This window comes from Actinoplanes sp. NPDC051411, from assembly GCF_040682075.1.
Taxonomy (GTDB): Bacteria; Actinomycetota; Actinomycetes; order Mycobacteriales; family Micromonosporaceae; genus Actinoplanes.
The window spans coordinates 13,267-36,096 of sequence record NZ_JBFBAD010000052.1; the positions used below are offsets into that span (position 1 = coordinate 13,267).

Sequence of the window (22,830 nt, forward strand, 5' to 3'; positions counted from 1 at the left end):
GGTGCTGTCGGCTTACTTGAACTCGGTTGAGCAGGTTCCCGCCCTGCCGGCCGCCCTCGGTGAGCTCGCACACGTGGTGAACCTCGGCGGATGAACGCGGGCACGCCGATCAGCCGGCCGAGGGCGCCGGCAGGGGTAGCCGGGGGGCGACGACCAGGGTCAGGATGTACACATGACAGCCGGCGTGCTCACCCTTGCTGACGGCAGGCCGCTGAGCTGGTACGAGTTCGGAGACCGGGACGGATTCCCGATTGTTTACACGGCCGGGACGCCGGTGTCGGGCCTGGGTGGAGCCTGCTACGACGTGACCGCGCGGGCAGCCGGTCTTCGGTGGATCTCGCCGGACAAACCTGGCTACGGCGCCTCGGGCCACCAACGGAGGCGCAGCCTGGCCGGCTGGAGTGATGATCTCCGCGCGTTGGCTGGTCACCTCGGTCTGGATCGGTTCGGGCTGGTGGGCGAGTCCGGCGGTGCCCCGTTCACGTTGGCCGCCGCGCATCGGCTTGCCGACCGGGTCAGCGTTGTCGCTCTCGTTTCGGCGGGCGGCCCGATGGGCCCTGCCGAACGAGTGGGCATGACGGCGAGCGCCCGGCTCATGAATTGGTTCGCCAGGAACGTGCCTGTACTCAACACGTTCCGGGTCGCCGCGATGCGTCGCGAGCTGGTCAACCCGAAGAACCGTCATCGCGCCCTGCACGACGCGATAGCTGCCGCGCCGGATGCCACGCACGCCACCGCCACGCGCGTAGAGTTCGAGGCCGTCGCAGACGCGCTGCGGCAGGGCACACGCGCCACCGTGCAGGAGCTAGCCCTGATCAAACGCGATTGGCCGTTCCCGCTCAGCGAGGTCGCCACGCCAGTGCATCTATGGCACGGCGCCCGTGACCGCAACGCGCCGATAGCCTTCGCCCGCCGCCTCGCGCGCGAACTACCAAACGCCACCCTGCACGTCGGCGAATTATCGGGCCACGACGTCGGCGTTGACTGCAGCCACGAAATCACGTCCGTGCTCGCCTCGTACGCCAAATAGAGCACAGCAAGCGCAACCGAAGCAGCACCGCAACCACCGCAACGCGGGGTGTCCGGGGCTCGAGCCTCCGTGCCACGACGAAATCGGCGGTGCACCCATGTGGGCGCACCGCCGATGATCTTGAGGTGGAGGTGCCGGGAATCGAACCCGGGTCCTTCGTTGCTTTGTCAGGGCTTCTCCGAGCGCAGCTCACTGTGCCTCTACTCGGCCCTCCGGATCATGTGAGCGAGTCCGGATGACGGGTCCAGTCGCAGATTAATCTCGCCGTGCGGCCCCCGCGACCGGGGCCGGTTGGCCAACCTCCTAAATGATGCCGGAAGTCTGGAACGGAGGTGCTCCCAGTCCGACAGCGTCGCTACTTGCCTCAGGCGGCGAGTGCGAACGCAGCGCGATTGTTATCGGCGCTTGTGTTTTTCCAACGACCGATTACCGAGACGACGTTGGCTTCCTCGGCTCGCTTCCCCTGTCTCCACGTACGAAGTCGAAACCAGTCACCCCCTAGTAGGAACAACCCTACGAGTCTAGCTCACCCGACAGGAACCGTTGCCGACGGAGCACCCGGTCGGCCGAAGGCGGTCGCGGGTGCGGGCGCCGGCCTGGTAGCCGAACGAGGCGGACTGGCCGGCGGCCAGGGAGCCGCCGCTGAAGGTGAACGTGTCGTCGTGCTGGCTGCCCTGGGCGTTCCACGTGCCGTACAGCCGGAGGCCGGAGGTGGAGCCGTGGGACACGCTCAGCGACCAGCCTGCCGCCTTGGTGCCGGTGTTGGTGACCCGCACCGTTCCCACGTAGCCGCCGCCCCACGAGGAGGAGGTGGACACGGTCGCCGAGAACGTGGCCTTCGCGGCCGGCTTCGACGAGGTGCGGCTGACGTGTGGTGACGGCGACGACGAAGCCGAGTGCCGGGCCGATGAGGATGGGGACGCCGAGTGTGACCGCGACGGCGTCGGGGACGAGGGTGGCGGCAGCATGGAGATGGTCGGCGACGGCGACTCCGGCTCGGCGGCCCCGACCGGGACGGTCGGCATCGACGGCAGTACGACCGTCGGGCCGGCGGCGTCCGCGGTGGAGGGGCCCACTGCGCGTACGGCGACCCAGACCACCAGGGCGATCAGGATCGTCAGGGCGGCCAGGAAGACGAGGCGGGCCGGACTGACCGGCGCCGGGGAGTGCTTGGAGGCGGGCAACGACGCCCCTTCCGAAAGCGAGGGGTGAGCAGCGAGGGGTTCGCAGACTACCGAATCACTGCATGCCTTTGATACGGCGGCCCATCGAGCGATTGATCTCCTTCTGCGCGTCGCGCGCCGCGAGGTCCTGCCGCTTGTCGTAGCTCTTCTTGCCCTTGGCCAGGCCGAGCTCGACCTTCGCGTACCCGTTGTTGAAGTAGACCGAGAGCGGGATCAGCGTGACGCCGTCGTCGCGCAGCTTGCCCTGCATTTTGCGGATCTCTTCGCGGTTGAGCAGCAGTTTGCGGACCCGCCGCGGCTCGTGGTTGGTCCACGTGCCCTGCGTGTACTCCGGGATGTGCATGCCCCGCAGGAAGATTTCGCCGTTGGTCTCCTCGGCGAACGCGTCGGTCAGCGACGCGCGACCGGCCCGGAGGGATTTGACCTCGGTGCCGGTGAGGGCCATGCCCGCTTCGTAGGTATCGAAGATCGCGTAGTCGTGGCGTGCCTTCCGGTTGGAGGCAACCACCTTCCGCCCCTGTTCCCGTGGCATGCCGAACTACCCCCTGTTGACGAGTGAGAACTATTTCAACACAGGCAGGAGGGCAGGTATTTCAGCGGGTTGCGGGGTACGCCGTCGAACCGGGTCTCGAAGTGCAGATGGTTGCCGGTGGACGCGCCGGTGGTGCCGACCCGGCCGATGACGTCGCCGCGGTGCACCCATTCGCCCACGTCCACCAGGATCGCCGACTGGTGGCCGTAGCAGGTCATGAAGTCGACGCCGTCGAAGTGGCCGTGGTCGACGCAGGTGTAGTTGCCGTAGCCGCCGTCCCAGCCGGCGCGGACCACCCGCCCGCTGGCCGCGGCGTGGATCGGCATGCCGTGTGGTGCGGCGAAGTCGGTGCCGGCGTGTAGCTGCCAGACCCGGTAGAACGGGTCGTACCGGTAGCCGAAGTTGCTGGATTTCCACCCGTCGACCGGCATCAGGAGCCGGCCGCCGGCATAGCGGCCGGAGCTGGAGCCGGAGCGGGCCGAGAAGCCGCGCAGCTGGGCCTGGATGCGGGCCTCTTCGTCCTTGGCCGCCTGGTAGCGCGCGAGGACGGCCGAGCGCTGTCCGTTGGCTACGCGCAGGGCGGCCAGTCGTGACGCGGCGATCTGGTCGAGCGCACGCTTGGCGCGTACCGCGGAAGCCTGCGCCGCTTGCGCGGCACGCAATTTCTCCCGGGCCGACATTTCGGCGACCTCGGCGGTGCGCTTGGCGAGCGCGGCGCGGTCTTGTTCGGTACGCGCGGTGCCGCGTGCACTGGTCAGCACGTCGACGTCGTGTTGCTGGGTGCGCATGACCTGGACGATCAGGCTGAGGCGGTCGATGACGTCCTGCGGTCCGCTGGCGTCGACGAGCACGTTGATCCGGGAGAATTCGCTGCCCATGTAGCTTGCCTGGGCGATGCCGTCGACCCGCACCCGGGCGCTGTCGAGCTTGCCCTGGGCCTGCTGGAACCGGTCGGCCACGATGCCGTAGGCGGCGCGTGCGGCGTTGGCCTGGCGGCCGGCCGTGTTGGCGTCGGTGAGCGCGGCCGCGACGAGGCCGCGGGCGGTGGCGAGGTTGGTGCGCGCGGCGGGCAGGGCGGCGCTGGCCGCCTCGAACCGGCGGGCCGCCTGCTGGGCGGTCGCGGTGGCGTTTTCGAGCAGGGCCTCGGCCCGGTCGACGGCGTGACCGGCGCGGGCGGCGGCGTCGCCTCCCGGTTCGGCGAAGGCGGGGCCCGATCCGGTCAGGAGCAGCCCGCCGACCAGGAAACCCACGCATCCGGCCAGAACGGCGGATACCCGGCTATGTCGACGATAGGACCACACGGGGAGTCACCGTACTCCGACCAACCGCGTCTAACGGCCTAAATCGCCCAACGGCCGCGTCCCCGTACGGGACGCGGCCGTGGTCGACAGCGGTGAAGGATCCGAGGGTCAGACCTTCAGGTAGAACCGCAGGGTGACCCACGCGGTGATGGCGCTGACGACGGCGCCCACCCCGGCCAGCAGCGGGAACATGAGCCACACGTTGCTGTTGTGAATCGGGGTCAGGATGCTGGTCAGAGCCTGGAGCCGGTGGTCGAGCAGGACGATCTTGAAGAGGAAGAGCGCCACGAAGCCGATGATCGCGCCGATCAGGCCGGCCACCACCGCCTCGAGCACGAACGGTGACTGGATGAACCAGTTCGAGGCGCCGACCAGCTTCATCACCGCGACTTCTCGCCTCTTGCTGTAGGCCGCGACCTGGATGGTGTTACCAACCAGCAGCAACGCGGCCAAGGCCATCACCCCAGCCACCACGAGCGCGAACACCTGGATCGCGTTGAAGATCTTGAAGACCTTGTCGAGCAGCGTGCGCTGGTCGATGATCTGGTCGATGCCCTGCAGGCCCTGGATCTGGCCGGCGAAGGCCTTGTACTGCTCCGGGTTCTTGAGCTTGACGCGGAACGACTCGGGAAGACTGTTGGGGCCGATCGACTTCACGAAGTCGGGCGAGTCCTGCCAGAGCTCCTTGAACCGGTTGAACGCCTGCTCTTTGGTCTCGTAGCTGCGCGACTTGACGAGGGGACTCTGGGCGATCGCGCTGTCGATCGCCTGACGCTGAGTGTCGGTGATGTCGCTCTTGAGGAAGACCGACACCTCGATCTCACCGTAGTAGTAGTTCTTCATCTGGTCGACCTGCAGGAACAGCAGGACACTCGCGCCCAGCATGGCCAGCGAGACCGACATGGTGATGATCATGGCGACCGTCATGGTGACGTTTCGCCACAGGCCCACCAGGACCTCGTTGAGGATGTACTTCAAGCGCATCGGGGGGTTCCTTCCGGGACTCCGCGTCCTGCTACTGCTTCAGCTGTCGATGGGTGGGCGGAGCCCGGTTCAGCCGTAAACGCCACGGGCCTGGTCACGGACGATGCGTCCGCTCTCGATCTCGATAACCCGGCGGCGCATCTGGTTAACGATGTTGGAGTCGTGGGTGACCATGACGACCGTGGTGCCGGTCCGGTTGATCCGGTCCAGCAGTCGCATGATCTCGATGGAGGTGTCGGGGTCGAGGTTACCGGTGGGCTCGTCGGCGAGCAGGATCAGCGGACGGTTCACGAACGCTCGTGCGACCGCGACCCGCTGCTGTTCACCGCCGGAGAGCTCGTGGGGATAGCGGTGCTCCTTGCCGCCGAGGCCGACCAGCTCGAGCACCTCGGGGACGACGCGCCGCGCGACCGCCTTGGTCTTGCCGATCACCTCGAGCGCGAAGGCGACGTTCTCGTAGGCGGTGCGGTTGGGCAGCAGGCGGAAATCCTGGAACACGCAGCCGATCGAGCGCCGGAAGTGGGGCACCTTCCAGGAGCGCAGGGTCGTGACATCCTTGGCGTTGACCACCACCTTGCCACGGGTCGGGGCGACCTCGTGCAGGAGCAATTTGATGATCGTGGACTTGCCGGAACCGGAGGGGCCGATGAAGAAGACGAACTCACCCTTCTCGATTCCGACGCTGACATCGTCCAGCGACGGCCGAGACGCCTTTGGATACGTCTTCGTCACGTTCTCGAGCTGAATCACGGGGATGCAGTCTACGCGGTGTAACGAAAACGCCAACCCCGCCGGGTCGGGGAATCTGCACCGGCGGTGGAGAAACTGAGAACCGTACGGACGGCGCCTGACCGAACGTTCAGCTACGGTCGCCGTCCGTGCCTCGCGTGATCAGCCCGCGAGCTGGGTCTGCTTGCGCCACCGGATGCCGGCCTCGATGAACTCGTCGAGCTCGCCGTCGAAGACCGACGTGGGGTTGCCCGTCTCGTACTCCGTCCGCAGGTCCTTGACCATTTGGTAGGGGTGCAGGACGTACGACCGCATCTGGTCACCCCAAGATCCAGTGGTGTCCTGCCTGAGGCCGGCGAGCTTCGCCTCCTCCTCCTGGCGCTTGCGCTCGAGCAGCCGCGCCTGGAGCACCCGCATGGCCGAAGCCTTGTTTTGAAGCTGCGATTTCTCGTTCTGACAGGTGACCACGATGCCGGTCGGAATGTGCGTGAGGCGCACAGCGGAGTCGGTCGTGTTAACGCTCTGTCCACCAGGACCCGACGAACGGTAGACGTCGACCCGCAGTTCGTTCTCCGGAATGTCGATGTGGTCGGTCTGCTCGACGACCGGCATCACCTCGACGCCGGCGAAGCTCGTCTGGCGGCGGCCCTGGTTGTCGAACGGGCTGATCCGCACCAGCCGGTGGGTGCCCGACTCGACGCTGAGGGTGCCGAACGCGTACGGCACCTTGACCGCGAAGGTCGCGGACTTGAGCCCGGCCTCCTCGGCGTAGGAGGTTTCGTAGACCTCGGTCGGGTAGCCGTGGCGCTCGGCCCACCGCAGGTACATCCGCATGAGCATCTCGGCGAAGTCGGCCGCGTCGACGCCGCCGGCGCCGGCCCGGATGGCCACCACCGCCTCGCGGGAGTCGTACTCCCCCGAGAGCAGGGTGCGCACTTCCATCTCCTCGATGGCCTTGCTCAGGGCGACGATCTCGTCGCCGACCTCGGCGATCGAGCCCTCGTCGCTCTCGGCCTGCGCCATTTCGAGCAGGAGGCCGGCATCGTCGAGGCGGGTGCGCAGCCGCTCCATCCGGTTGATCTCACCGGAGATATAGGAGAGCCGGCTGTTGACCTCCTGGGCCCGCGCCTGGTCGTCCCACAGGTCGGGAGCGGAAGCCTGCTCCTCGAGCTCCGCCTTGTCCCGCCGCAGCTTGTCGACGTCCAGGACGTTCTCGATGTTGCGCAGAGTCGCGTCGAGGGCTTTGAGGTGCTCGGGATAGTCGGCAGCTGTCACAACAATCAAGACTACGCCGCCCCGGCCGCGTCACCGGTCGGGGCGGCGAGGTCGTCAGGCCGACGGGGCGATCTTCAGCCAGCTGAGCGCCGCCTTGTGATAGGCGACGGCGAACTCCAGAGCGGCGGCACCGTAGTTGTCGCCGTTCTTTTTCGCCTCCTTGGCCTGCTCCTTGGCCATGGCCAAAGCCTCGGAGTGGTATTCGTTGGCGCCCGTGTAGAGCGTCTGGAGTTGGCTGCCGCTGTGCTGGTCTCCGAAGGCGACACGCAGGGCGACCGGGTTGCGCAGCGCGTCCCGTCCCGGCGATTCGGCGAGCCATCGGCTGAAGGCTCGCTTGCCGGATGCGGTGATCGCGTAGGGCTGGCTGGAACGAGGGCCGGGCTTACCGAGCCGGACATATCCCATTTCGGCGAGAACGGGCAGTTCGCGGTAAACCTGGCTCCGCGTCATCGACCAGTAGGGCCCGAGGCGGCGTTCGGCAGCCGCCATGAGCTGTCCGCCGGTCATCGGTCCCTCGTGTAGCAGGCCGAGCAGAGCGGCAGCCGTGGGGTTGATTTGAGAGTCGGGCATGCCTTCTAAGCTGCCACTTTGTAGCTTCGGCGTCCAGGATTTCGCCCGATCCGTCCAGTTTGCGTCTCCACAAGCGACTGTCCCGCACAGACAGTCCGACCACGAGCGACACACACCGGCGTTTTTCCGTTGTGGAGCGACCTGACCAGCTAGAATGGTTCATCTAAACGGTCAGACGGCGATGCAGGGCAGGTAACGCCCGAAAAGGGACACGCTGTCGTGTGAAGAACACGCAAGCGCCCCAATTTTGGACAATCGGTTGGATCTCTCCGCGTCGGCCGCGCGGCCTGCCCTAAGGCCCGGCCAGTACCCTGAGCCCCATGACTGACCAGGAGTCGACACCCGTTGTCGAGCGGCCGGCGTCGCGCGGGCTCCTGCTGGCCGCGCTCAGCCTGGTGTGGATGGCCGCGATGCTGTTCTCGGCCCGCGTCACCATCACCGGCACCGGCGGGCTCGGCGCCGAGATGGAGGTGACCTCCACGGCGTACGCGTTGCCCGGAGCCGTCTCGGCCGCCCTGGTCACCGGCATCGCCGTCGCGCTGGCGGTGCTCGGCCTGGTCGCCCGGCGCCACACGCCGGGCCCTTCGGTGCGGTTCGCGATCGCCACCGGCAGCGGCCTGGTCGTCGGCCTGCTCGGCGCCCTGGTCGTCGTCACGATCAACACCGACGGCTGGCTCTACGCGGTGGTCGGCGGGTCGATCGCCGCGGCGGCCACGATCGGCGGGGCGCTGGCCGGCTTCCGCATCCCGAGGGTGCTGGCCGCCGTGTGCTGGGCCTCGATCGCCGTCTTCGTGGTCGGGTTCGTGCTCAACATCTTCGAGACCCCGGTCCTCAACGCACTGGGCGCGGGCGACTCCGAGCAGTCGCAGACCAGCGCCGCCCAGTGGTTCTCGTTCGCCCAGCCGCTGCTCAGTGGAGTGGCGGCCGGCATCGTCGCGTTCAGGTTGCTGCGCCGGGCCCGGCGGCAGGCCGGCGCCGACGTGGCCCCCGCCTTCTACTTCCTGGCCGGCGGCGGCCCGGGCCTGTTGCTGCTGGTCGGCGAGGCGCTGACCCGCACCGCGGGCGGCAAGGTGCTCGATCTGGCCGGCAAGGTCAGCGTGCTCGAGCAGACCGTGCAGAAGCTGCTCAGCGGCGCCCGCATCAACAGCGCGCTGATCGTGCTCGTCGCCGGGGCGTTCGTCGCCGCCCTCCTGTTCGGTCTCGGCATCAAGCCGGCCCCGGAAGAAGAAGACGACAAACAGGACGAAAGCGAGCCGGCCACCGCCGACCACGCCGCCGGCTGATCTGGACGGCCGGCGGCCGGCGAGCGCTCCGGCCGTGGTCAGGTCAGCTGGTCCAACTCGGAGACCGCGAACCACTCCAGCTCGTGATCCTCGGCTCCGTCGACGGTGAACTGCGCGTCCGGGTCGCCGGCCAGCGCCTCCTCGATCACGTCGACCGCGGCCGCGATCTCATCGGACACGTCGCCACTGTCGACGTGGATCGCCGCCACGTCACCCAGCGCCACCGGGCCGAGCAGGCGGACGGTGCTCGAGCCGAGCTCGACCTCCTCCCGCTTCACCGACCCGGACGCCACGTCGGCCGAGATCACGACCCGTCGGCGCGGGGCCGCCGGGTCGTGTCGCAGCAGCTGAAGGGCCCCCTGGGCGGCGCGGGTGAACGCGACGTACTCCAACTCCTCCTCGTCACCCTCCGCATACCACTCGCGGAGCGACGGAGTCACCGCGTGCGCGGTCAGCGCGCCCTCGCCGAGGCTCCCGGAGGCGCGCAGGGCCGCGAGCATCGGCATGGTGGCCGGCACGTAGACCCGGACCAGCTCGGTGATCGGCACGTCTCCTCCTGCGGTTTGACCGTCCTCGTCCTACACCGTCGGAACGGTGCCGGGAAGGTCATTCCACCAGTAGTGTCCCGATCGTGGTGCATCGGCCTCAGCAGCCACAGGCTGCCTCGGCCCCCGCCCGGATCAACCTCGGCGCGGTGAGAGGGTCCGGCTCGGCGATTTCCTCGCCCTTTTCCGTACGCACGGGGAAGCCCTCGCGAATCCAGTACTCGATGCCGCCGAGCATCTCCCTCGCGTCGAAGCCGGCCTCGGAGAGCGCGAGCGCGGCCCGGGTCGCACCGTTGCAGCCCGGACCCCAGCAGTAGGCGACCACCGGCACGCCCGGGTCGAGCAGGGCCCCGGCCCGGGCCGGAATGTCGGCGGTCGGCAGGTGAATCGCGCCCGGAACGTGCCCCTGATCCCAGGCGGCCCCGGAGCGAGAGTCGATCACGATCAGGGCGGACGGGTCGGCGGCGAGGGCGGTGTGAACGTCGGAGACGTCGGTCTGGAAGTCGAGGCGAGCGTGGAAGAAGGCGGCCGCCTCCTGCTGTCGGGTGGTCGTCATGGTCAACGACGCTATTCGTGGCCGCTTCGGCGGAACATGCCCGATCCACGGCCCTCCGATGGTTCGGCCGGGGAAACGTCGGTAGATTGCCGGGATGGCCACGGATCTCGCGCTCGACAAGACCGACTGGCGTCTACTGGCCGAGTTGCAGCGGGACGGCCGGTCCTCGTACGCCGAACTCGCCCGCGCCGTCGCGATGAGCCCGAGTGCCGTCGCGGAGCGGGTGCACCGCCTCGAAGAGGCCGGCGTGATCTCCGGCTACCGGGCGACCGTCGACCCGGAACGTGTGGGGTTGACCGTTATGGCATTTGTGCGGTTGCGCTATCCGACCGGAAACTACCGGCCGTTCCACGCCCTCCTCGACTCCACTCCCGAGATCGTCGAGGCGCACCACGTGACCGGAGAGGACTGTTTCGTGCTCAAGGTGCTGGCGCGGTCGATGCGGCACCTCGAGGAGGTGGCGGGGCGGATTTCCGGCCTGGGATCGGTGACGACCAGCGTCGTGTATTCGAGCCCGCTCAACGGCCGGTCGATCGCTTCATCCCCAGACGGCGACTAGCGGCACGCCGTCGAAGGCAAACGGTGGCAAACTGAGCCCTTCGATGACGGGGAGGAGGCCGGATGGAAGCCCGGTTCCTGCTGCTGACCGACGTGGCGGCCGAGTTGAACGTGTCCGATTCGCAGGTCTACCACATGGTGCGCAGCGGCGAGCTGCCCGCGATCAAGATCGGCGGACGCGGCCAGTGGCGGGTCGAACGCGCCCAGCTGGAGGAATACATCCAGCGAAAGTACGCCGAGACCGCCGAGTGGGTGGCGAACAACCCGCTGTCCGAACGCGAACCCGACTGACCGTTTTGCCCCTCCTCCCGGATCGGTGGCGCGCGGTTGACGTCTGCTTCGACCGTTGTCGAGAATCGCAGTCGTAAGCAAACGTAGGCAAACGCAAGATCGGCGGTGTTGGCATGTCGGGGACGGTCGAGGTTGCCTCTCGAACTTCAGGGTCGGACAGGGCCGGTCAGACGCATGGGCGCGGCGAGCGCGAGGCGCGGCCCAGCCACGGCACGGGCCGGCGATCCGACCAGAACGGCGAGCCCGGCCCGCCAGCCCGATCCGACAAGCACGGCGACCCAGCCCAATCCGGCAGCCACGGCGAGCCCAAGCGGCCGACCCGATCCGGCAACCACAGCGAACCCGAGCGGGCGGCCCGATCCGACCAGCACCGCGACCGCGAACAGCCGACCCCATCCGGCAGCCACGGCGATCCCGCGCGGCCAGCCGGATCCGGCGACCACTGCAACCCCGAACGGCCAACCCAACTCGGCAGCCACGGCAACCCCGAACGGGCAGCCCGATCCGGCGAGCACGGCAATCCCGGGCGGCCGGCCCGATGCGAGACCGGCGAAGCCGAACGGCCAGCCCTATCCGGCAACCACAGCGACCCCAAGCGGGCGGCCCGATCCGACCAGCACCGCGACCCCGAACAGCCGACCCCATCCGGCAACCACAGCAAACCCGAGCGCCCGGCTCGATCCGGCAACCACAGCGAACCCGAACGGCCAGCTCGATCCAACAAGCAAGGCGACGCCGAGCGGCCGGCCCTTTCCGGCGACCACAACAACCCCGAACGGCCGGCCCGATCCGGCGAGCACCGCGACCCCGAACGGGCGGCCCGACCCGGCAAGCACGGCGACCCCGAACGGGCGCCCCGATGCGACGCTGGCGAGCGGTCCGAGCAACCCGCAGACCCCGGGCCGCCGGAGGAGCACGATGAGCGCAGGCCGCCGGCGCGACGCGACATGGGTCACCGATCCGAGCCGCCGCCGCTGCAGGGGCATGGCGCGCCGCCGCCGGCAGTGGGCAGGTGGCCCGAGCGGAGTGCCTCGGGTGGTGGGATCCGCCTGAGACGGGTTCCTCAGTGCGAGCCGCCCTGTGATGGTTCGGCCGAGCCGGACCCGGTCATCCCCGGGCAGTTGGCGTTCGACTGGTCGCCCGCGGCACTCGCCCGGGCCGGCGGTGCGAGCGCCGGCCTGATCAGTGTCACCGGGGCGGTGACCGCTATCGGCACGACCAGTGCGGCGTCGGCGCGGGCGCGGGGGCTAGCGCACGGCCGGCCGGCGGTCGCCGGGGTGTCGACGGATGCCCGGATCGCGGTGCACCGGTTTGTGCGGCAGTGCGTGGAGGTTCTCAACGGCTACCGGCCGGCCGGGCATCTGCGCCCGCTGGCCCGGCCGGCCGACGCGGGCACGATTGTGGCGCAAGGGCTGGCCGGGGCGCGGCGGGTCGCTAGCCTACGGAAAGCGGCACCCGGCCGGCGGGTGCCGCGACGCTCGCCGGCGGCCGTGATGAGTCTGCGCGTCTGTCAGCCCAGTTCGGAGGCGGTCGAGGCGGCGGCCGCGCTGGTCACCACCCACCGCACGTGGGCGCTGGCGCTCCGGCTGGAGTTGCATCACGAAACCTGGTCCGCAACCGCTCTACGCCTCATCTAGTGCCGCCCGCACCCGATCAGGAAGAGACCCCCGGGGCGCTCGCCGAGCAGTGGAGGCGGCGGGTGTCCCGGGCCGGCCCCGCCGCGTACAGGAAAAACGGCCCGCGCCGGCGGCGGGCCGTTTTGCCTTGAGTGACGCGGGGTTTTAGGCCGGACCGCCCGGGGCGCCGTGGCACCGCTTGTATTTCTTGCCTGAGCCGCAGTAGCACGGGGCGTTGCGGGACGGACCGTTCGACTCGGCGGCCTGGCCCGAGGTGGCGCGGGAACGCCGGTTGGCCGACGTGTGAGCCGGGTCGGCCGGGACCGGGGAGCCGCCCGGGCCGATGCCGAGGGCCGGGGCCGACGGCTGCTGCTGGATCGTCGGGGAGCCGTCGCCGGCCGCGCCGTCGATCGCCGGGGCCGTGTATTGCAGGTTTTGCGGGCGGTTGCCGCCGCCGAGGCCCTTCGCCCGGACGCCCACGCGGTCGGACTCGGTCTCGTGGGCGTGCGGTTCGCCCGGGGTCATCACGCCGCCGGCCGGCAGCGGGACAGCCTGGCTCGGGTCGACGGTGACGGTGGGGGCCTCCTCGACCTGGACCTCCAGGTTGAAGACGAAGCCGGCCGCCTCCTCCTTGATGCCCTCCATCATCTGGTTGAACATGTCGAAGCCCTCGCGCTGGTATTCGACCACCGGGTCGCGCTGCGCGTAGGCCCGCAGGCTGATGCCCTCCTGCAGGTAGTCCATCTCGTAGAGGTGCTCGCGCCACTTGCGGTCGATGACCGCGAGCAGCACCTGGCGCTCGAGCTCGCGCACCGCCTCGGAGCCGAGCTCCTCCTCACGGGCGGCGTAGGCCGCGCGGGCGTCGTCCTTCAGCTGCTGGATCAGGAACTCCTGGTCGATCGAGCTGCGCTCGCCGCCCGACTCCTCGATCACGTCCTCGATCGTGAGGGTGACCGGGTAGAGCCGCTTGAGGTTGGTCCAGAGCTGTTCGAGGTCCCAGTCCTCGGCGTAGCCGTCGGAGGTCGCGGCGGTCACGTAGTCGGCGACCACATCGTCGATCATGTGCTCGACCTGCTCGTGCATGTCTTCGCCGTCGAGCACGCGCTTGCGCTCGGCGTAGATGACCACGCGCTGCTTGTTGAGGACCTCGTCGTACTTGAGGACGTTCTTGCGGATCTCGGCATTTTGACCCTCGATCTGGGTCTGCGCGCTGCGGATCTGCCGGGTCACCATCTTGGACTCGATCGGCACGTCCTCGGGGATGTTGAAGCGCTCCATGACCGCTTCGACCGCACCGGCCCGGAACCGCTTCATCAGGTCGTCCTGCAGGGACAGGTAGAACCGGGACTCGCCCGGGTCGCCCTGCCGGCCGGAGCGGCCGCGCAGCTGGTTGTCGATGCGCCGCGAGTCGTGCCGCTCGGTGCCGAGAACGTAGAGCCCGCCGGCCGAGATGACCTCGGACGCTTCTGCGTCGCAGGCGTCCTTCCAGGTCGGCAGGACCTCCTCGAGGGCCTTGGCGTATTCCTCCGGGCTCTCCTCCGGGTCGAGGCCGCGCTGGGCGAGCTCGGAGGCCGCGAGGAACTCGGGGTTGCCGCCGAGCAGGATGTCGGTGCCACGACCGGCCATGTTGGTGGCCACGGTGACGCCGCCCTTGCGCCCGGCCTGGGCGATGATCGTCGCCTCCTGGGCGTGGAACTTCGCGTTGAGCACGCTGTGCGGGATGCCGCGGCGGCGCAGCAGCGTCGAGAGGATCTCGGAGTTTTCCACGCTCACCGTGCCCACGAGCACCGGCTGGCCGGTGGCGTGCCGCTCGGCGATGTCCTCGATGACCGCGTTGAACTTGGCCTTCTCGGTCTTGTAGATGACGTCCGGGTGGTCGATGCGGATCATCGGCCGGTGCGTCGGGATCGACACGACGCCGACCTTGTAGACGCTGTTGAACTCGCCGGCCTCGGTCTGCGCCGTACCGGTCATGCCGCCGAGCTTCTCGTAGAGCCGGAAGTAGTTCTGCAGGGTGATGGTCGCCAGGGTCTGGTTCTCCTGCTTGACCTCCACCCCTTCCTTGGCCTCGATCGCCTGGTGCATGCCCTCGTTGTAGCGCCGGCCATGCAGGATGCGGCCGGTGAACTCGTCGACGATCAGGACCTCGCCGCCCTCGTTGACGATGTAGTCCTTGTCGCGCTTGTAGAGCTCCTTGGCCTTGATGGCGTTGTTGAGGTAGCCCACCAGCGGCGTGTTGACCGACTCGTAGAGGTTGTCGATGCCCAGGCGGTCTTCCACCCGGGACACGCCGCGCTCGGTGACCGCGATGGTGCGCTTGGCCTCGTCGACCTCGTAGTCGCCCTCGCCGTCCTTGCCCTTCTCGAGCCGCTTGACGATGGCGGCGAACTCGCCGTACCACCGGGCGGAGTGCTCGGCCGGACCGGAGATGATCAGCGGCGTGCGGGCCTCGTCGATGAGGATCGAGTCGACCTCGTCGACGATCGCGAAGTGGTGGCCGCGCTGGACCAGCTCCTCCTTGCTCCACGCCATGTTGTCGCGCAGGTAGTCGAAGCCGAACTCGTTGTTGGTGCCGTAGGTGATGTCGCACTGGTAGGCGTCGCGGTGCTCGGCGGCCGGCCGGTTGGGCAGGATCACGCCCACGGTCAGGCCGAGGAACACGTGCACCTGGCCGACCCACTCGGCGTCGCGCTGGGCCAGATAGTCGTTGACCGTGATGATGTGCACGCCCTTGCCGCTCAACGCGTTGAGATAGGCGGGGAACACGCCGGTCAGGGTTTTGCCCTCACCGGTCTTCATCTCCGGGATGTTGCCGAAGTGCAGGGCGGCGCCGCCCATCAGCTGGACGTTGAATGCCCGCTGGCCGAGCACGCGTTTGGCACCCTCGCGAGCCACCGCGAACGCCTCCGGGAGCAGGGAGTCGAGCGACTCACCGTCCGCGTAGCGCTCTTTGAACGACTCGGTGCATTCGCGCAGCTCGTCGTCGGTGAGGTCGACGTAGTCTTCCTCGATCGAGTTGACCGCGTCCGCGATCGCTTTGAGCTTGCGCACCATGCGGCCTTCGCCGGCGCGTAGCACCTTTTCCAATATCGACACGGGTCAGCGCTCCCCTAGACAGTCTGCCCGACCATGGTAGGCGCCCTCTCTGGGAACCTGTGACCCGAGCCTCCGATTAACCGAACAAACGGGACGAAACTTCGCTTCGAATTCGCTGAGAGCGCAGCCTCGCCAAGGGTGCAACCGTTGGGACGGGCAAAGCGTGTCGGGCAGGATGACGGAGAAATACTCAGACCTTCGGGAGGCCGCGTGCGTGCAGCGGAGATCAACGGTGACGAGGTACGCCTTCGGGCGTACCGGCCGGACGACGCGGAAGCCGTGGCGGCGGGCTATGACGACCCGCTGTCCCAGCGGTTTCTGCCGCCGCTGCCGTCGCCGTTCACCCTTCGGCACGCCGAACGGTTCCTGTCCGAAGGCGTCGAGGCGGTCTTCGCCGACGGCGGGGTGGTCTACGCGATCGCCGACCCGCGGACCGACGAGCTGCTCGGCGGGATCGGCTTCGACCGGGTGGTCGCGCACCGCCGGCAGGCCGAGATCGGCTACTGGGTCGGCCCGTGGGCGCGGGGCCGGGGCGTCGCCACGGCCGCGGTCCGCACGCTCAGCGCGCACGCCATGAGCACCGGCCTGGAACGCCTCGAACTGCTCACCCACTGGGAGAACGCGGCCAGCCAGCGGGTCGCGCTGGCGGCGGGCTATCAGCGCGAGGGCGTACGCCGGGGAGCCCTCCCCGGCCGCAGCGGCGGTCGCGACGACCTGATCGCGTTCGCCCGCCTGGCCGCCGATTCGGGCGAGCCGCTCCCCCGGCTGCTGCCCGACCTGCCCGGCGGCGAACTGTCGGACGGCGTGGTGACCCTGCGCCCGCTCGGGCCGGACGACGTCGAATTCCTGACCACCCTGCGGAGTCTTCCCGAGGTGATCGCGACCAGCGTGCCCGCGGTCCGGCCGACGGCCGAGGATCTGCAGCGGCGCGCCACCCGGGCGGCCGCGGACTGGCTGGCCGGCACGCGGGCCGACCTGGTCATCGTCGACACGGCCAGCGGACGCCCGGCCGGCGAGCTCGGTCTCTTCTATCAGGAGCCGGTCACCAACCAGGCGATGATCGGCTACAGCACGCTCCGCGAGTTCCGCGGGCGCGGTTTCACGACCCGGGCCGCGCAGCTGGTGGCCCTCTGGGCCTTCGCCGAGACCGACATCGCGCGCCTGATCGCCGGGGCCAACGCGGACAACAAGGCGTCGCAACGGGTGCTGGAGAAGGCCGGATTCAAGCGTGAGGCCTATCTGCGCTCACGACTGCCCGGACCGGGCGGGGTCCGCGAGGACGACGTCCAGTTCGTGCTCCTCGCCGAGGACCTCCTGACCGAAGGCCCCCGGCTGGACGGCTGAAGGGTGCGGCTAGGGATGCGACTCCAGTGAGAGGATCCCGTAGTCATAGCCGCGCCGTCGGTAGACGACGCTGGGCCGGCCGCTGTCCTTGTCCAGGAAAAGATAGAAGTCGTGCCCGACGAGCTCCATCTGGAAGAGGGCGTCGTCGACAGTCATGGGGTCGGCCGGGTGTTCCTTCTCGCGCACGATGCGCCAGGGTTGATCCTCATCGTGTTCGGCGAGCGCTGTAGCGACGGACGCGCCCTCGTCTGACTCGTTCATGCTGAGATCGGTCGGCAGGCCCGCGGTGGCCGCCGAGACCGAGACCGGCGCGTGCCGGCCGCGGTGGACACGACGGCGGTCGGCCGAACGCCGCAACCGTCCGTCAAGCTTGGTGATGGCGCAGTCCAGAGCTGCGTAGAAGTCTTTGGCGCAGGCCTCGGCGCGTACGACCGGGCCCCTGGTCATGACGGTGATCTCGACCCGCTGGCATTTGTCGGACTGACGCGGATTGCGCTCGTGGAAGAGCTCGACATCCGCGCGCATCAGCTTCTGGTCGTACCGCTCAACCTTGCTGAGCTTGTCGGCGACATGCTCCCGGTAATGGTCGGGAACCTCTACGTTGCGGCCCTTGACGACAATGTCCACTCGTGACCTCCCCCAACGTTGTGTTCTGCGGGCGCCCTATCGACGGGCACCGAACGGCGACGCGGTGTTCTGGTTCCGGTCGCGCTACGTGAGTGGTCACGTGGCGTGACCGATCGCGAATGAGACGACTCCTTTCCGGTGCGGCGGTCTGCGGATCACTCCGCGCTCCCGGTGGGCGATAAGTGCAGAGCACGGTTGGTCGTGCAGTGCAGCGCACTTACCCTCGTCACCAAGACGCTAACGTGCCGACGCTCCCACGTCACCCCTCGTTCGGGATACCAGATGGCCGACGTTCCGCCTTTTCGGTGCCCTGCGGGCGAAAGGTTGCGAAACGCTCTCGGGAAGGGCGGCGTCTTCGCGTCGCGGCGAGCACGGCGGCCCCAGTGACCTGCATGTTCGCCTCCCTCAGCCGGGCCGTCGCCACGGCCAGCGTCGCACCGGTCGTGACGATGTCGTCCACCACCACCAGCGTGCCTTTTCCGGGCGATCGGCGGGAGAATTTGCCGATTCGTGCCGGCCGGATTCGCAGTGAACTCTCAGCCGCTATCGCACGCTCGGCCACGCTCAGTGACGCGGCGTCCGGCTTCGGTGAGGCCCGCAGAAGGTGGGTCAGATCAGCCTGCCAACCCGCCTCCCGCAGTCGTCGCACGGCGTGTGCGGCCAGTCGCGTCATGTGATCGCCGCCACGCTCCCGAGTAGCGGCCGCGGTCGACGGGATCGGCACCAGGAACACCGGGGCGCCCTTCGGCGCCAGCCGCGCCACCGCGGACGCCAGCAAGGCGCCCAGAGGCCGGGCGAGGCGGTGCCGGCCACGTTCCTTGTACGCCAGGAGGGTCCCGCGCAGTTCGCCCGCGTACGGCCCGACAGCGACGCAGCGCGGCATGCCGGGCGGAGGCGGCTGGGGTGCCGTGGGGAACGGCGTCAGCGCCTCCAGCGCGGCGGCGCAACGCTCGCAGGCGCCGTAGCCCAGGCGTACGCGTTCGGCACCGCAACCGGCGCAGGCGGTCGGCAGGAACAGGTCGGCGATGTCGCCGAGCAGCGAGACGGGCAAGTCAGTCCAGGAAGAACGGGGAGGTGAGGCTCGATGGGCTCGACGAGGACGGGCTGACCGGCCCCGCGAGGTCGGACGTCTTGATCGGCACCGGGTAGCCGGCCGCGATCCCGGCCGCGCCGGCGATGACGTAGGCCACCTTCGCGTCGGACAACTGCGAGTGGAGCAGCGGGTTGATCGGGTACGCCGTCAGGTAGCTGATCGCCTCGTCGCCGATGTCGTCGAGCCGGATCGCCGACTGCGCGCCGTCGATCGACACGTCGTAGATCGACACCCGGCCGTTCTTGTTGAGGCCGGCCGCCACCAGCCATCCCTCGCTGCTCCAGGCGACCGCGGTGATCGACGTGAGGCCGGGCGGATCGATCTCGGTGGGCGACGACATCACCACGCCGTCGCTGCTGGCCGTGAGCACCGCCCGGTGGAGCCGGCCACCGTAGACCAGGGCGATGCGGTGCCCGTCGGGGGCGATCGAGAACGAGCTGATCGCGCTCGAACCGCCACCCTGCTGCCATTCGACCGGCTGGGCGTCGGAACCGTCGGCGGCGAAGCTGAACAGTTGGCCGTTCGCGGTGATCAGCCCGACCGCGCCGCCGGCGTCCGCCGAGCCGGTGCCGACCCAGGCGGGATGGCCGAGCGCCCCTTTGAGGCCGCCGACCGTGGTCAGGTCGGCCTCCTTGCCGGTCGGCGCCGAGGCGACCCGCAGGGCCGGTGCCTTGTCCTTGCCGGCGACCGAGACCACGGCCGCGAGGGTCTGCCCGTTCTGGCTGCTCATCGCCGCCGACTGCACGCCCTTGTTGGCCGCGGCCTTGAGCACCGGCACCGCGCTGACCGCGTGGGCCGACTCGGACAGCCGCCGGATCACGCCGTTGTAGACGACGAACCGGTCCGGATCTTCCACCTGGTGGGAGGCCGGGTTGGCGTCGGGGTTGTTCTGCTCGCCCGAGAACTTGACCGGATTTTGATGGCCGACCGTGATCTCGAGCGCGCCGGGGGTCAGCGGTCGCAACGACCACTGCAGCTGTTGGGCCAGGCGGTCGAGCGCGGCCCGGGGCCACGCGGCGTCCGACTTCAGTTTGATCTGCAGCTCGTCGTTGCTGATCGCCGGGATGTTGTCGAGCGCCTCGGTGCCCGGCGGCAGCGGGGCCGCGGCCGTGGAGAGCCAATCGGCCGGCCCGCGGGCGAGCCAGTTGAGAATCACCGTCGGCTGCTGCACGCTCGGCGTGCTCAACGGCATGTAACGGATGTCGGGCACCAGGCCGGTGTCGTCACTGTTCCAGAAGTAGATGGTGTGCTGCTGGTAGTACTTCTGCAGACCGACGTCGGACAGGAACAGCCCCGGGTCGGTCTTGGTGATGTAGAGGCCGTTGTCTTTCGCCGACGTGACCGTGAAGTTCAGTTTCTGCAGCGACGGCTGGTCGAGCGGAACGAGCTGCCCGTCGCTCTTCAGCGTGCCGATCTGCTCGACCCGCAGCGTGACCACCGGGTTGCCGGAGTTGACCAGCGGCTGCTCGATCGGCCGCACCACGGTGATGTCGGAGGTCGACGGCTTGAAGGTGGCCGCGAAGTGGGGGTCCATGAAGTCCTTGACCCGCTGGACCGCTCCCTCGGGGTCGCCGGCCGCCGCCTCGAGGTAGTTGCTGACGAAGGTCGCGGTGTCGCCGGTCCCCGTCCGGGTCACCGGGGCCGGGGGCGGGCTGTCGAGGTCCTGGGCCGGGCCGGGCGACTGCCCGTCGCCCAGCACCTTCACGTCGGTCGAGTCGGGAATGCCGCAGCCACCGAGCAGCAGGGCGGCCAGCGCGGCCAGGGCGAGGACACGGCGGCGCATCAGCCCACCTCGGTCGGCTCGGGGGCGCTTTCGAGCGCCGGCTGCTCACGGTCGCGCGGAATCAGCGGGAGGGGTGCCGCCACGAGCCGGTCGCCGGCCCGCACCGGAAGGGTGAGCCGGAACTGGGCGCCGCCGCCCGGCGTGCCCCACGCCTCGAGCCAGCCGCCGTGCAGCCGCGCGTCCTCCGCGCTGATCGACAGGCCGAGGCCGGTGCCGCCGGTCTGCCGGGCCCGGGACGGGTCGGCCCGCCAGAACCGGTTGAAGACCAACCGTTCCTCTCCCGATTTGAGTCCGACGCCGTAGTCGCGCACGGTCACCGCCACCGCGCCCTCGTCGCCGGCCAGGGTGACCCGCACCGGACGGGCCTCGCCGTGCTCGACCGCGTTGCCGACCAGGTTGCGCAGCACCCGCTCGACGCGGCGCGGATCGACCTCGGCGATCACCGGAGCGTCGGGCAGGCGCAGCTGGATCTCGACGCCGACCCGCTCGGCCAGCCCGCCCAGCCGCTCGGCGACCCGCTCGACGATCGGGACCAGGTCGGTGTGCTCGGCGTCGAGCGCGGCGAACCCGGCGTCGAACCGGCTGATCTCGAGCAGGTCGGTGAGCAGGCTCTCGAACCGGTCGAGCTCGGCCTGCAGCAGTTCGGCGCTGCGGGCCACCGCGGGGTCGAAGTCTTCACGCTCGGAGAAGATGAGATCGGCGGCCATGCGGACCGTGGTGAGAGGTGTGCGCAGCTCGTGCGAGACGTCGGAGGTGAACCGGCGCTGCAGCCGCGACATCTCCTCGAGCCGCACGATCTGCCGCTGGAGGTTGGCCGCCATCTGGTTGAACGCGGCCGCGAGCAGGGCCAGGTCGTCCTCGCCGTCGACCTTCATGCGCTGGTCGAGCAGGCCGGCCGACAGCCGCTGGGCGGTGCGCGCGGCGACCCGCACCGGGGTCACCACCAGGCGGGTGACCAGGCCGGCGACCACGCCGAGCAGGATCACCAGGGCGAGGCCGGTGACCAGCACGGTGGTGCGGATCTGGTTGGCCGCGCTGTCCTCGGTCGTCAGCGGCACCGCGTAGTAGAGCTCGAGGTGACCGAAGCTGGTCGGCACCGGGGAGCCGTAGACCAGGTATTTCGTGGACTGCCCGCCGACCTTGACGGTGCGGATCTGGTCGGCCACGTGGCCGTGGTCGTCGGCCCGGCCGGAACCGGCCACCGCGGCGATCAGGTCGGGCGTGATCAGGTCGGACGTGACCAGCCCGCTGGTCTCGGCGTCGGGCAGCGTCACCGGGCGCAGGCCACGGTAGTTGGTCGCGCGCAGCGAGAGGATCGAGCCGTCGGACTCACTCGGGTTGCCGTCGACCAGCTGGCTGACCGCGGTGTTCATGCTCGCGGGCAGCTTCGTGTCGTCGGTGCGCTGGAAGACCGTGAGCTGCTGCTCGGTGTAGTTGACCTTGTTGGTCATGGACGCGCGCACCTCGCCCTGCGCGCGGCCGAGCAGGATCTTGGCACTGCGGTCGGCGACGAACCAGCCGAACGCGCCCACCAGCACGCTGGAGGCGACCAGGGTGAGCGCGACGACCCGCAGCTGCAGGGACCGCCGCCAGGCGCGCCGGACCGGCGCGGAGAACCGCTCGAAGCGGCGCAGCCCGAACCGCCAGTAGCGCCGCACCACCCTCAGGGTGCGGCGCACCGGTAGCGGAAGCCAGGACGGAGCGCGCATCTCGCGGCAAGGTTAGCCGTTCGGGCGGCCTAGCCGGTGCCCGCCTTGTAGCCGACTCCCCGGACGGTAAGGATGATCTCGGGGCGTTCGGGGTCGGGCTCGATCTTGGCCCGCAGCCGCTGAACGTGCACGTTGACCAGACGGGTGTCGGCCGCGTGCCGGTAACCCCAGACCTGCTCGAGCAGCACCTCGCGGGTGAACACCTGGCGCGGCTTGCGGGCCAGGGCGACCAGCAGGTCGAACTCGAGCGGCGTCAGCTTCACCTCTTCGCCGTCGCGCGACACGGTGTGGGCCGGCACGTCGATGGTGATCTGGTTGCCGGGCGGCCCGATGGTCAGCATCTCGGGCGCGGCGTCCTCGCCCCGGCGCAGGCGGGCCCGCATGCGGGCGACCAGCTCCTTGGGCTTGAAGGGCTTGACCACGTAGTCGTCGGCGCCCGACTCGAGGCCGAGCACGACATCGACGGTGTCGCTCTTGGCGGTCAGCATCACGATCGGGATGCCCGACTCGGTGCGGATGGCCCGCGCCACGTCGATGCCGCTCATGCCGGGCAGCATCAGGTCGAGCAACACGATGTCGGGCCGGTTCTCGCGGAAGGCGGCCAGCGCACGCTCACCGTCGGCGACGAACGAGGGCAGGAATCCCTCGCTTCGCAGGACGATGCCGAGCATCTCGGCCAACGCTGGGTCGTCATCGACGACGAGTACCCGGGCTCTCATGCGGT

The 22,830-nt window shown here is 69.3% G+C and carries 23 protein-coding genes and 1 other RNA gene; 6 read left to right on the forward strand and 18 right to left on the reverse strand.

Annotated features, from left to right (window positions below; translation table 11 throughout):
* Positions 1 to 172: 172 nt before the first annotated feature.
* Complete coding sequence (locus tag AB0M88_RS26910) at positions 173 to 1,030, forward strand: alpha/beta hydrolase (protein WP_364106884.1); 858 nt, start codon at positions 173 to 175, stop codon at positions 1,028 to 1,030.
* Positions 1,031 to 1,153: 123 nt separating this feature from the next.
* On the opposite strand, the gene ssrA is transcribed toward AB0M88_RS26910, so the two are convergent.
* The 8 genes from ssrA to AB0M88_RS26950 form a co-directional block, all read right to left on the reverse strand.
* Positions 1,154 to 1,529: a transfer-messenger RNA gene (gene ssrA / locus AB0M88_RS26915) on the reverse strand.
* Between the two features lie 22 nt (positions 1,530 to 1,551).
* On the reverse strand, positions 1,552 to 2,214 hold the full coding sequence (locus AB0M88_RS26920) for a cellulose binding domain-containing protein (RefSeq protein WP_364106886.1): 663 nt from the start codon (positions 2,212 to 2,214) through the stop codon (positions 1,552 to 1,554).
* 55 nt (positions 2,215 to 2,269) lie between these two features.
* Positions 2,270 to 2,746, reverse strand: coding sequence for an SsrA-binding protein SmpB (gene smpB, locus AB0M88_RS26925; protein WP_364106888.1), 477 nt, complete (start codon positions 2,744 to 2,746; stop codon positions 2,270 to 2,272).
* A gap of 35 nt (positions 2,747 to 2,781) precedes the next feature.
* Entirely contained in the window at positions 2,782 to 3,996 is a 1,215-nt protein-coding gene (locus tag AB0M88_RS26930; protein WP_364106890.1) for a M23 family metallopeptidase, read from the reverse strand.
* 159 nt (positions 3,997 to 4,155) lie between these two features.
* Positions 4,156 to 5,031: a permease-like cell division protein FtsX gene (gene ftsX, locus AB0M88_RS26935; RefSeq protein WP_364106892.1), complete on the reverse strand. Its 876-nt coding sequence runs from the start codon at positions 5,029 to 5,031 to the stop codon at positions 4,156 to 4,158.
* A 69-nt stretch (positions 5,032 to 5,100) separates the two neighbouring features.
* Complete coding sequence (gene ftsE / locus AB0M88_RS26940) at positions 5,101 to 5,781, reverse strand: cell division ATP-binding protein FtsE (RefSeq protein ID WP_203816352.1); 681 nt, start codon at positions 5,779 to 5,781, stop codon at positions 5,101 to 5,103.
* Positions 5,782 to 5,922: 141 nt separating this feature from the next.
* A complete protein-coding gene (gene prfB, locus AB0M88_RS26945; protein WP_364106894.1) occupies positions 5,923 to 7,035 on the reverse strand; it encodes a peptide chain release factor 2 in 1,113 nt (370 codons plus the stop codon).
* A gap of 54 nt (positions 7,036 to 7,089) precedes the next feature.
* Positions 7,090 to 7,605: a PadR family transcriptional regulator gene (locus AB0M88_RS26950; protein ID WP_364106896.1), complete on the reverse strand. Its 516-nt coding sequence runs from the start codon at positions 7,603 to 7,605 to the stop codon at positions 7,090 to 7,092.
* Between the two features lie 320 nt (positions 7,606 to 7,925).
* Between AB0M88_RS26950 and AB0M88_RS26955 the strand changes: the two genes are divergently transcribed.
* On the forward strand, positions 7,926 to 8,888 hold the full coding sequence (locus AB0M88_RS26955) for a hypothetical protein (protein ID WP_364106898.1): 963 nt from the start codon (positions 7,926 to 7,928) through the stop codon (positions 8,886 to 8,888).
* A 38-nt stretch (positions 8,889 to 8,926) separates the two neighbouring features.
* Here the strand turns inward: AB0M88_RS26955 and AB0M88_RS26960 are convergent, their stop codons facing one another.
* Together AB0M88_RS26960 and AB0M88_RS26965 are read right to left on the reverse strand one after the other, a co-directional pair.
* A complete protein-coding gene (locus AB0M88_RS26960) occupies positions 8,927 to 9,394 on the reverse strand; it encodes a hypothetical protein (RefSeq protein ID WP_364106978.1) in 468 nt (155 codons plus the stop codon).
* A 139-nt stretch (positions 9,395 to 9,533) separates the two neighbouring features.
* On the reverse strand, positions 9,534 to 9,989 hold the full coding sequence (locus AB0M88_RS26965) for a rhodanese-like domain-containing protein (protein ID WP_364106900.1): 456 nt from the start codon (positions 9,987 to 9,989) through the stop codon (positions 9,534 to 9,536).
* A gap of 94 nt (positions 9,990 to 10,083) precedes the next feature.
* Here AB0M88_RS26965 and AB0M88_RS26970 point away from each other — a divergent pair, with 94 nt between their 5' ends.
* Together AB0M88_RS26970 and AB0M88_RS26975 are read left to right on the forward strand one after the other, a co-directional pair.
* Positions 10,084 to 10,548: an Lrp/AsnC family transcriptional regulator gene (locus tag AB0M88_RS26970; RefSeq protein ID WP_364106902.1), complete on the forward strand. Its 465-nt coding sequence runs from the start codon at positions 10,084 to 10,086 to the stop codon at positions 10,546 to 10,548.
* A 62-nt stretch (positions 10,549 to 10,610) separates the two neighbouring features.
* Entirely contained in the window at positions 10,611 to 10,838 is a 228-nt protein-coding gene (locus AB0M88_RS26975; RefSeq protein WP_364106904.1) for a helix-turn-helix domain-containing protein, read from the forward strand.
* 146 nt (positions 10,839 to 10,984) lie between these two features.
* On the opposite strand, the gene AB0M88_RS26980 is transcribed toward AB0M88_RS26975, so the two are convergent.
* Entirely contained in the window at positions 10,985 to 11,353 is a 369-nt protein-coding gene (locus AB0M88_RS26980; protein WP_364106906.1) for a hypothetical protein, read from the reverse strand.
* A gap of 54 nt (positions 11,354 to 11,407) precedes the next feature.
* Positions 11,408 to 11,824: a hypothetical protein gene (locus tag AB0M88_RS26985; RefSeq protein WP_364106908.1), complete on the reverse strand. Its 417-nt coding sequence runs from the start codon at positions 11,822 to 11,824 to the stop codon at positions 11,408 to 11,410.
* A 135-nt stretch (positions 11,825 to 11,959) separates the two neighbouring features.
* On the opposite strand from AB0M88_RS26985, the gene AB0M88_RS26990 reads away from it, so the two are divergent.
* Complete coding sequence (locus tag AB0M88_RS26990; RefSeq protein ID WP_364106910.1) at positions 11,960 to 12,475, forward strand: Rv3235 family protein; 516 nt, start codon at positions 11,960 to 11,962, stop codon at positions 12,473 to 12,475.
* Positions 12,476 to 12,619: 144 nt separating this feature from the next.
* Here AB0M88_RS26990 and secA read toward each other — a convergent pair whose 3' ends face one another.
* Positions 12,620 to 15,550 carry a preprotein translocase subunit SecA gene (gene secA / locus AB0M88_RS26995; protein WP_364106911.1) on the reverse strand — a complete coding sequence of 977 codons (2,931 nt, stop codon included), beginning with the start codon at positions 15,548 to 15,550 and terminating at the stop codon, positions 12,620 to 12,622.
* A gap of 210 nt (positions 15,551 to 15,760) precedes the next feature.
* Between secA and AB0M88_RS27000 the strand changes: the two genes are divergently transcribed.
* Positions 15,761 to 16,894, forward strand: coding sequence for a GNAT family N-acetyltransferase (locus AB0M88_RS27000; protein WP_364106913.1), 1,134 nt, complete (start codon positions 15,761 to 15,763; stop codon positions 16,892 to 16,894).
* Positions 16,895 to 16,903: 9 nt separating this feature from the next.
* Here the strand turns inward: AB0M88_RS27000 and raiA are convergent, their stop codons facing one another.
* The 5 genes from raiA to mtrA form a co-directional block, all read right to left on the reverse strand.
* Complete coding sequence (gene raiA / locus AB0M88_RS27005; RefSeq protein ID WP_364106915.1) at positions 16,904 to 17,521, reverse strand: ribosome-associated translation inhibitor RaiA; 618 nt, start codon at positions 17,519 to 17,521, stop codon at positions 16,904 to 16,906.
* Between the two features lie 259 nt (positions 17,522 to 17,780).
* The gene (locus tag AB0M88_RS27010) at positions 17,781 to 18,572 is read right to left on the reverse strand and encodes a phosphoribosyltransferase family protein (RefSeq protein ID WP_364106917.1); all 792 of its coding nucleotides are present in this window, start codon (positions 18,570 to 18,572) and stop codon (positions 17,781 to 17,783) included.
* A 1-nt stretch (position 18,573) separates the two neighbouring features.
* The gene (locus tag AB0M88_RS27015; RefSeq protein ID WP_364106919.1) at positions 18,574 to 20,397 is read right to left on the reverse strand and encodes an LpqB family beta-propeller domain-containing protein; all 1,824 of its coding nucleotides are present in this window, start codon (positions 20,395 to 20,397) and stop codon (positions 18,574 to 18,576) included.
* Positions 20,397 to 22,106 (reverse strand): MtrAB system histidine kinase MtrB, encoded by a 1,710-nt coding sequence (mtrB, locus tag AB0M88_RS27020; protein ID WP_364106921.1) that lies wholly within the window; start codon positions 22,104 to 22,106, stop codon positions 20,397 to 20,399. Before mtrB ends, AB0M88_RS27015 begins: the two co-directional genes overlap by 1 nt.
* A gap of 29 nt (positions 22,107 to 22,135) precedes the next feature.
* Positions 22,136 to 22,825 carry an MtrAB system response regulator MtrA gene (gene mtrA / locus AB0M88_RS27025; protein WP_250035538.1) on the reverse strand — a complete coding sequence of 230 codons (690 nt, stop codon included), beginning with the start codon at positions 22,823 to 22,825 and terminating at the stop codon, positions 22,136 to 22,138.
* Positions 22,826 to 22,830: the final 5 nt, after the last annotated feature.

Bases quoted from the DNA above. Each gene is read 5' to 3' on its own strand.
- AB0M88_RS27015 (WP_364106919.1), bottom strand. From the start codon at position 20,397: ATGCGCCGCCGTGTCCTCGCCCTGGCCGCGCTGGCCGCCCTGCTGCTC.
- AB0M88_RS26985 (WP_364106908.1), bottom strand. From the start codon at position 11,824: ATGCCCCTGCAGCGGCGGCGGCTCGGATCGGTGACCCATGTCGCGTCG.
- AB0M88_RS26965 (WP_364106900.1), bottom strand. From the start codon at position 9,989: ATGACGACCACCCGACAGCAGGAGGCGGCCGCCTTCTTCCACGCTCGC.
- AB0M88_RS26910 (WP_364106884.1), top strand. From the start codon at position 173: ATGACAGCCGGCGTGCTCACCCTTGCTGACGGCAGGCCGCTGAGCTGG.
- mtrA (WP_250035538.1), bottom strand. From the start codon at position 22,825: ATGAGAGCCCGGGTACTCGTCGTCGATGACGACCCAGCGTTGGCCGAG.
- AB0M88_RS26950 (WP_364106896.1), bottom strand. From the start codon at position 7,605: ATGCCCGACTCTCAAATCAACCCCACGGCTGCCGCTCTGCTCGGCCTG.
- mtrB (WP_364106921.1), bottom strand. From the start codon at position 22,106: ATGCGCGCTCCGTCCTGGCTTCCGCTACCGGTGCGCCGCACCCTGAGG.
- AB0M88_RS26970 (WP_364106902.1), top strand. From the start codon at position 10,084: ATGGCCACGGATCTCGCGCTCGACAAGACCGACTGGCGTCTACTGGCC.
- smpB (WP_364106888.1), bottom strand. From the start codon at position 2,746: ATGCCACGGGAACAGGGGCGGAAGGTGGTTGCCTCCAACCGGAAGGCA.
- ftsX (WP_364106892.1), bottom strand. From the start codon at position 5,031: ATGCGCTTGAAGTACATCCTCAACGAGGTCCTGGTGGGCCTGTGGCGA.
- AB0M88_RS26955 (WP_364106898.1), top strand. From the start codon at position 7,926: ATGACTGACCAGGAGTCGACACCCGTTGTCGAGCGGCCGGCGTCGCGC.
- AB0M88_RS26975 (WP_364106904.1), top strand. From the start codon at position 10,611: ATGGAAGCCCGGTTCCTGCTGCTGACCGACGTGGCGGCCGAGTTGAAC.
- AB0M88_RS26960 (WP_364106978.1), bottom strand. From the start codon at position 9,394: ATGCCGATGCTCGCGGCCCTGCGCGCCTCCGGGAGCCTCGGCGAGGGC.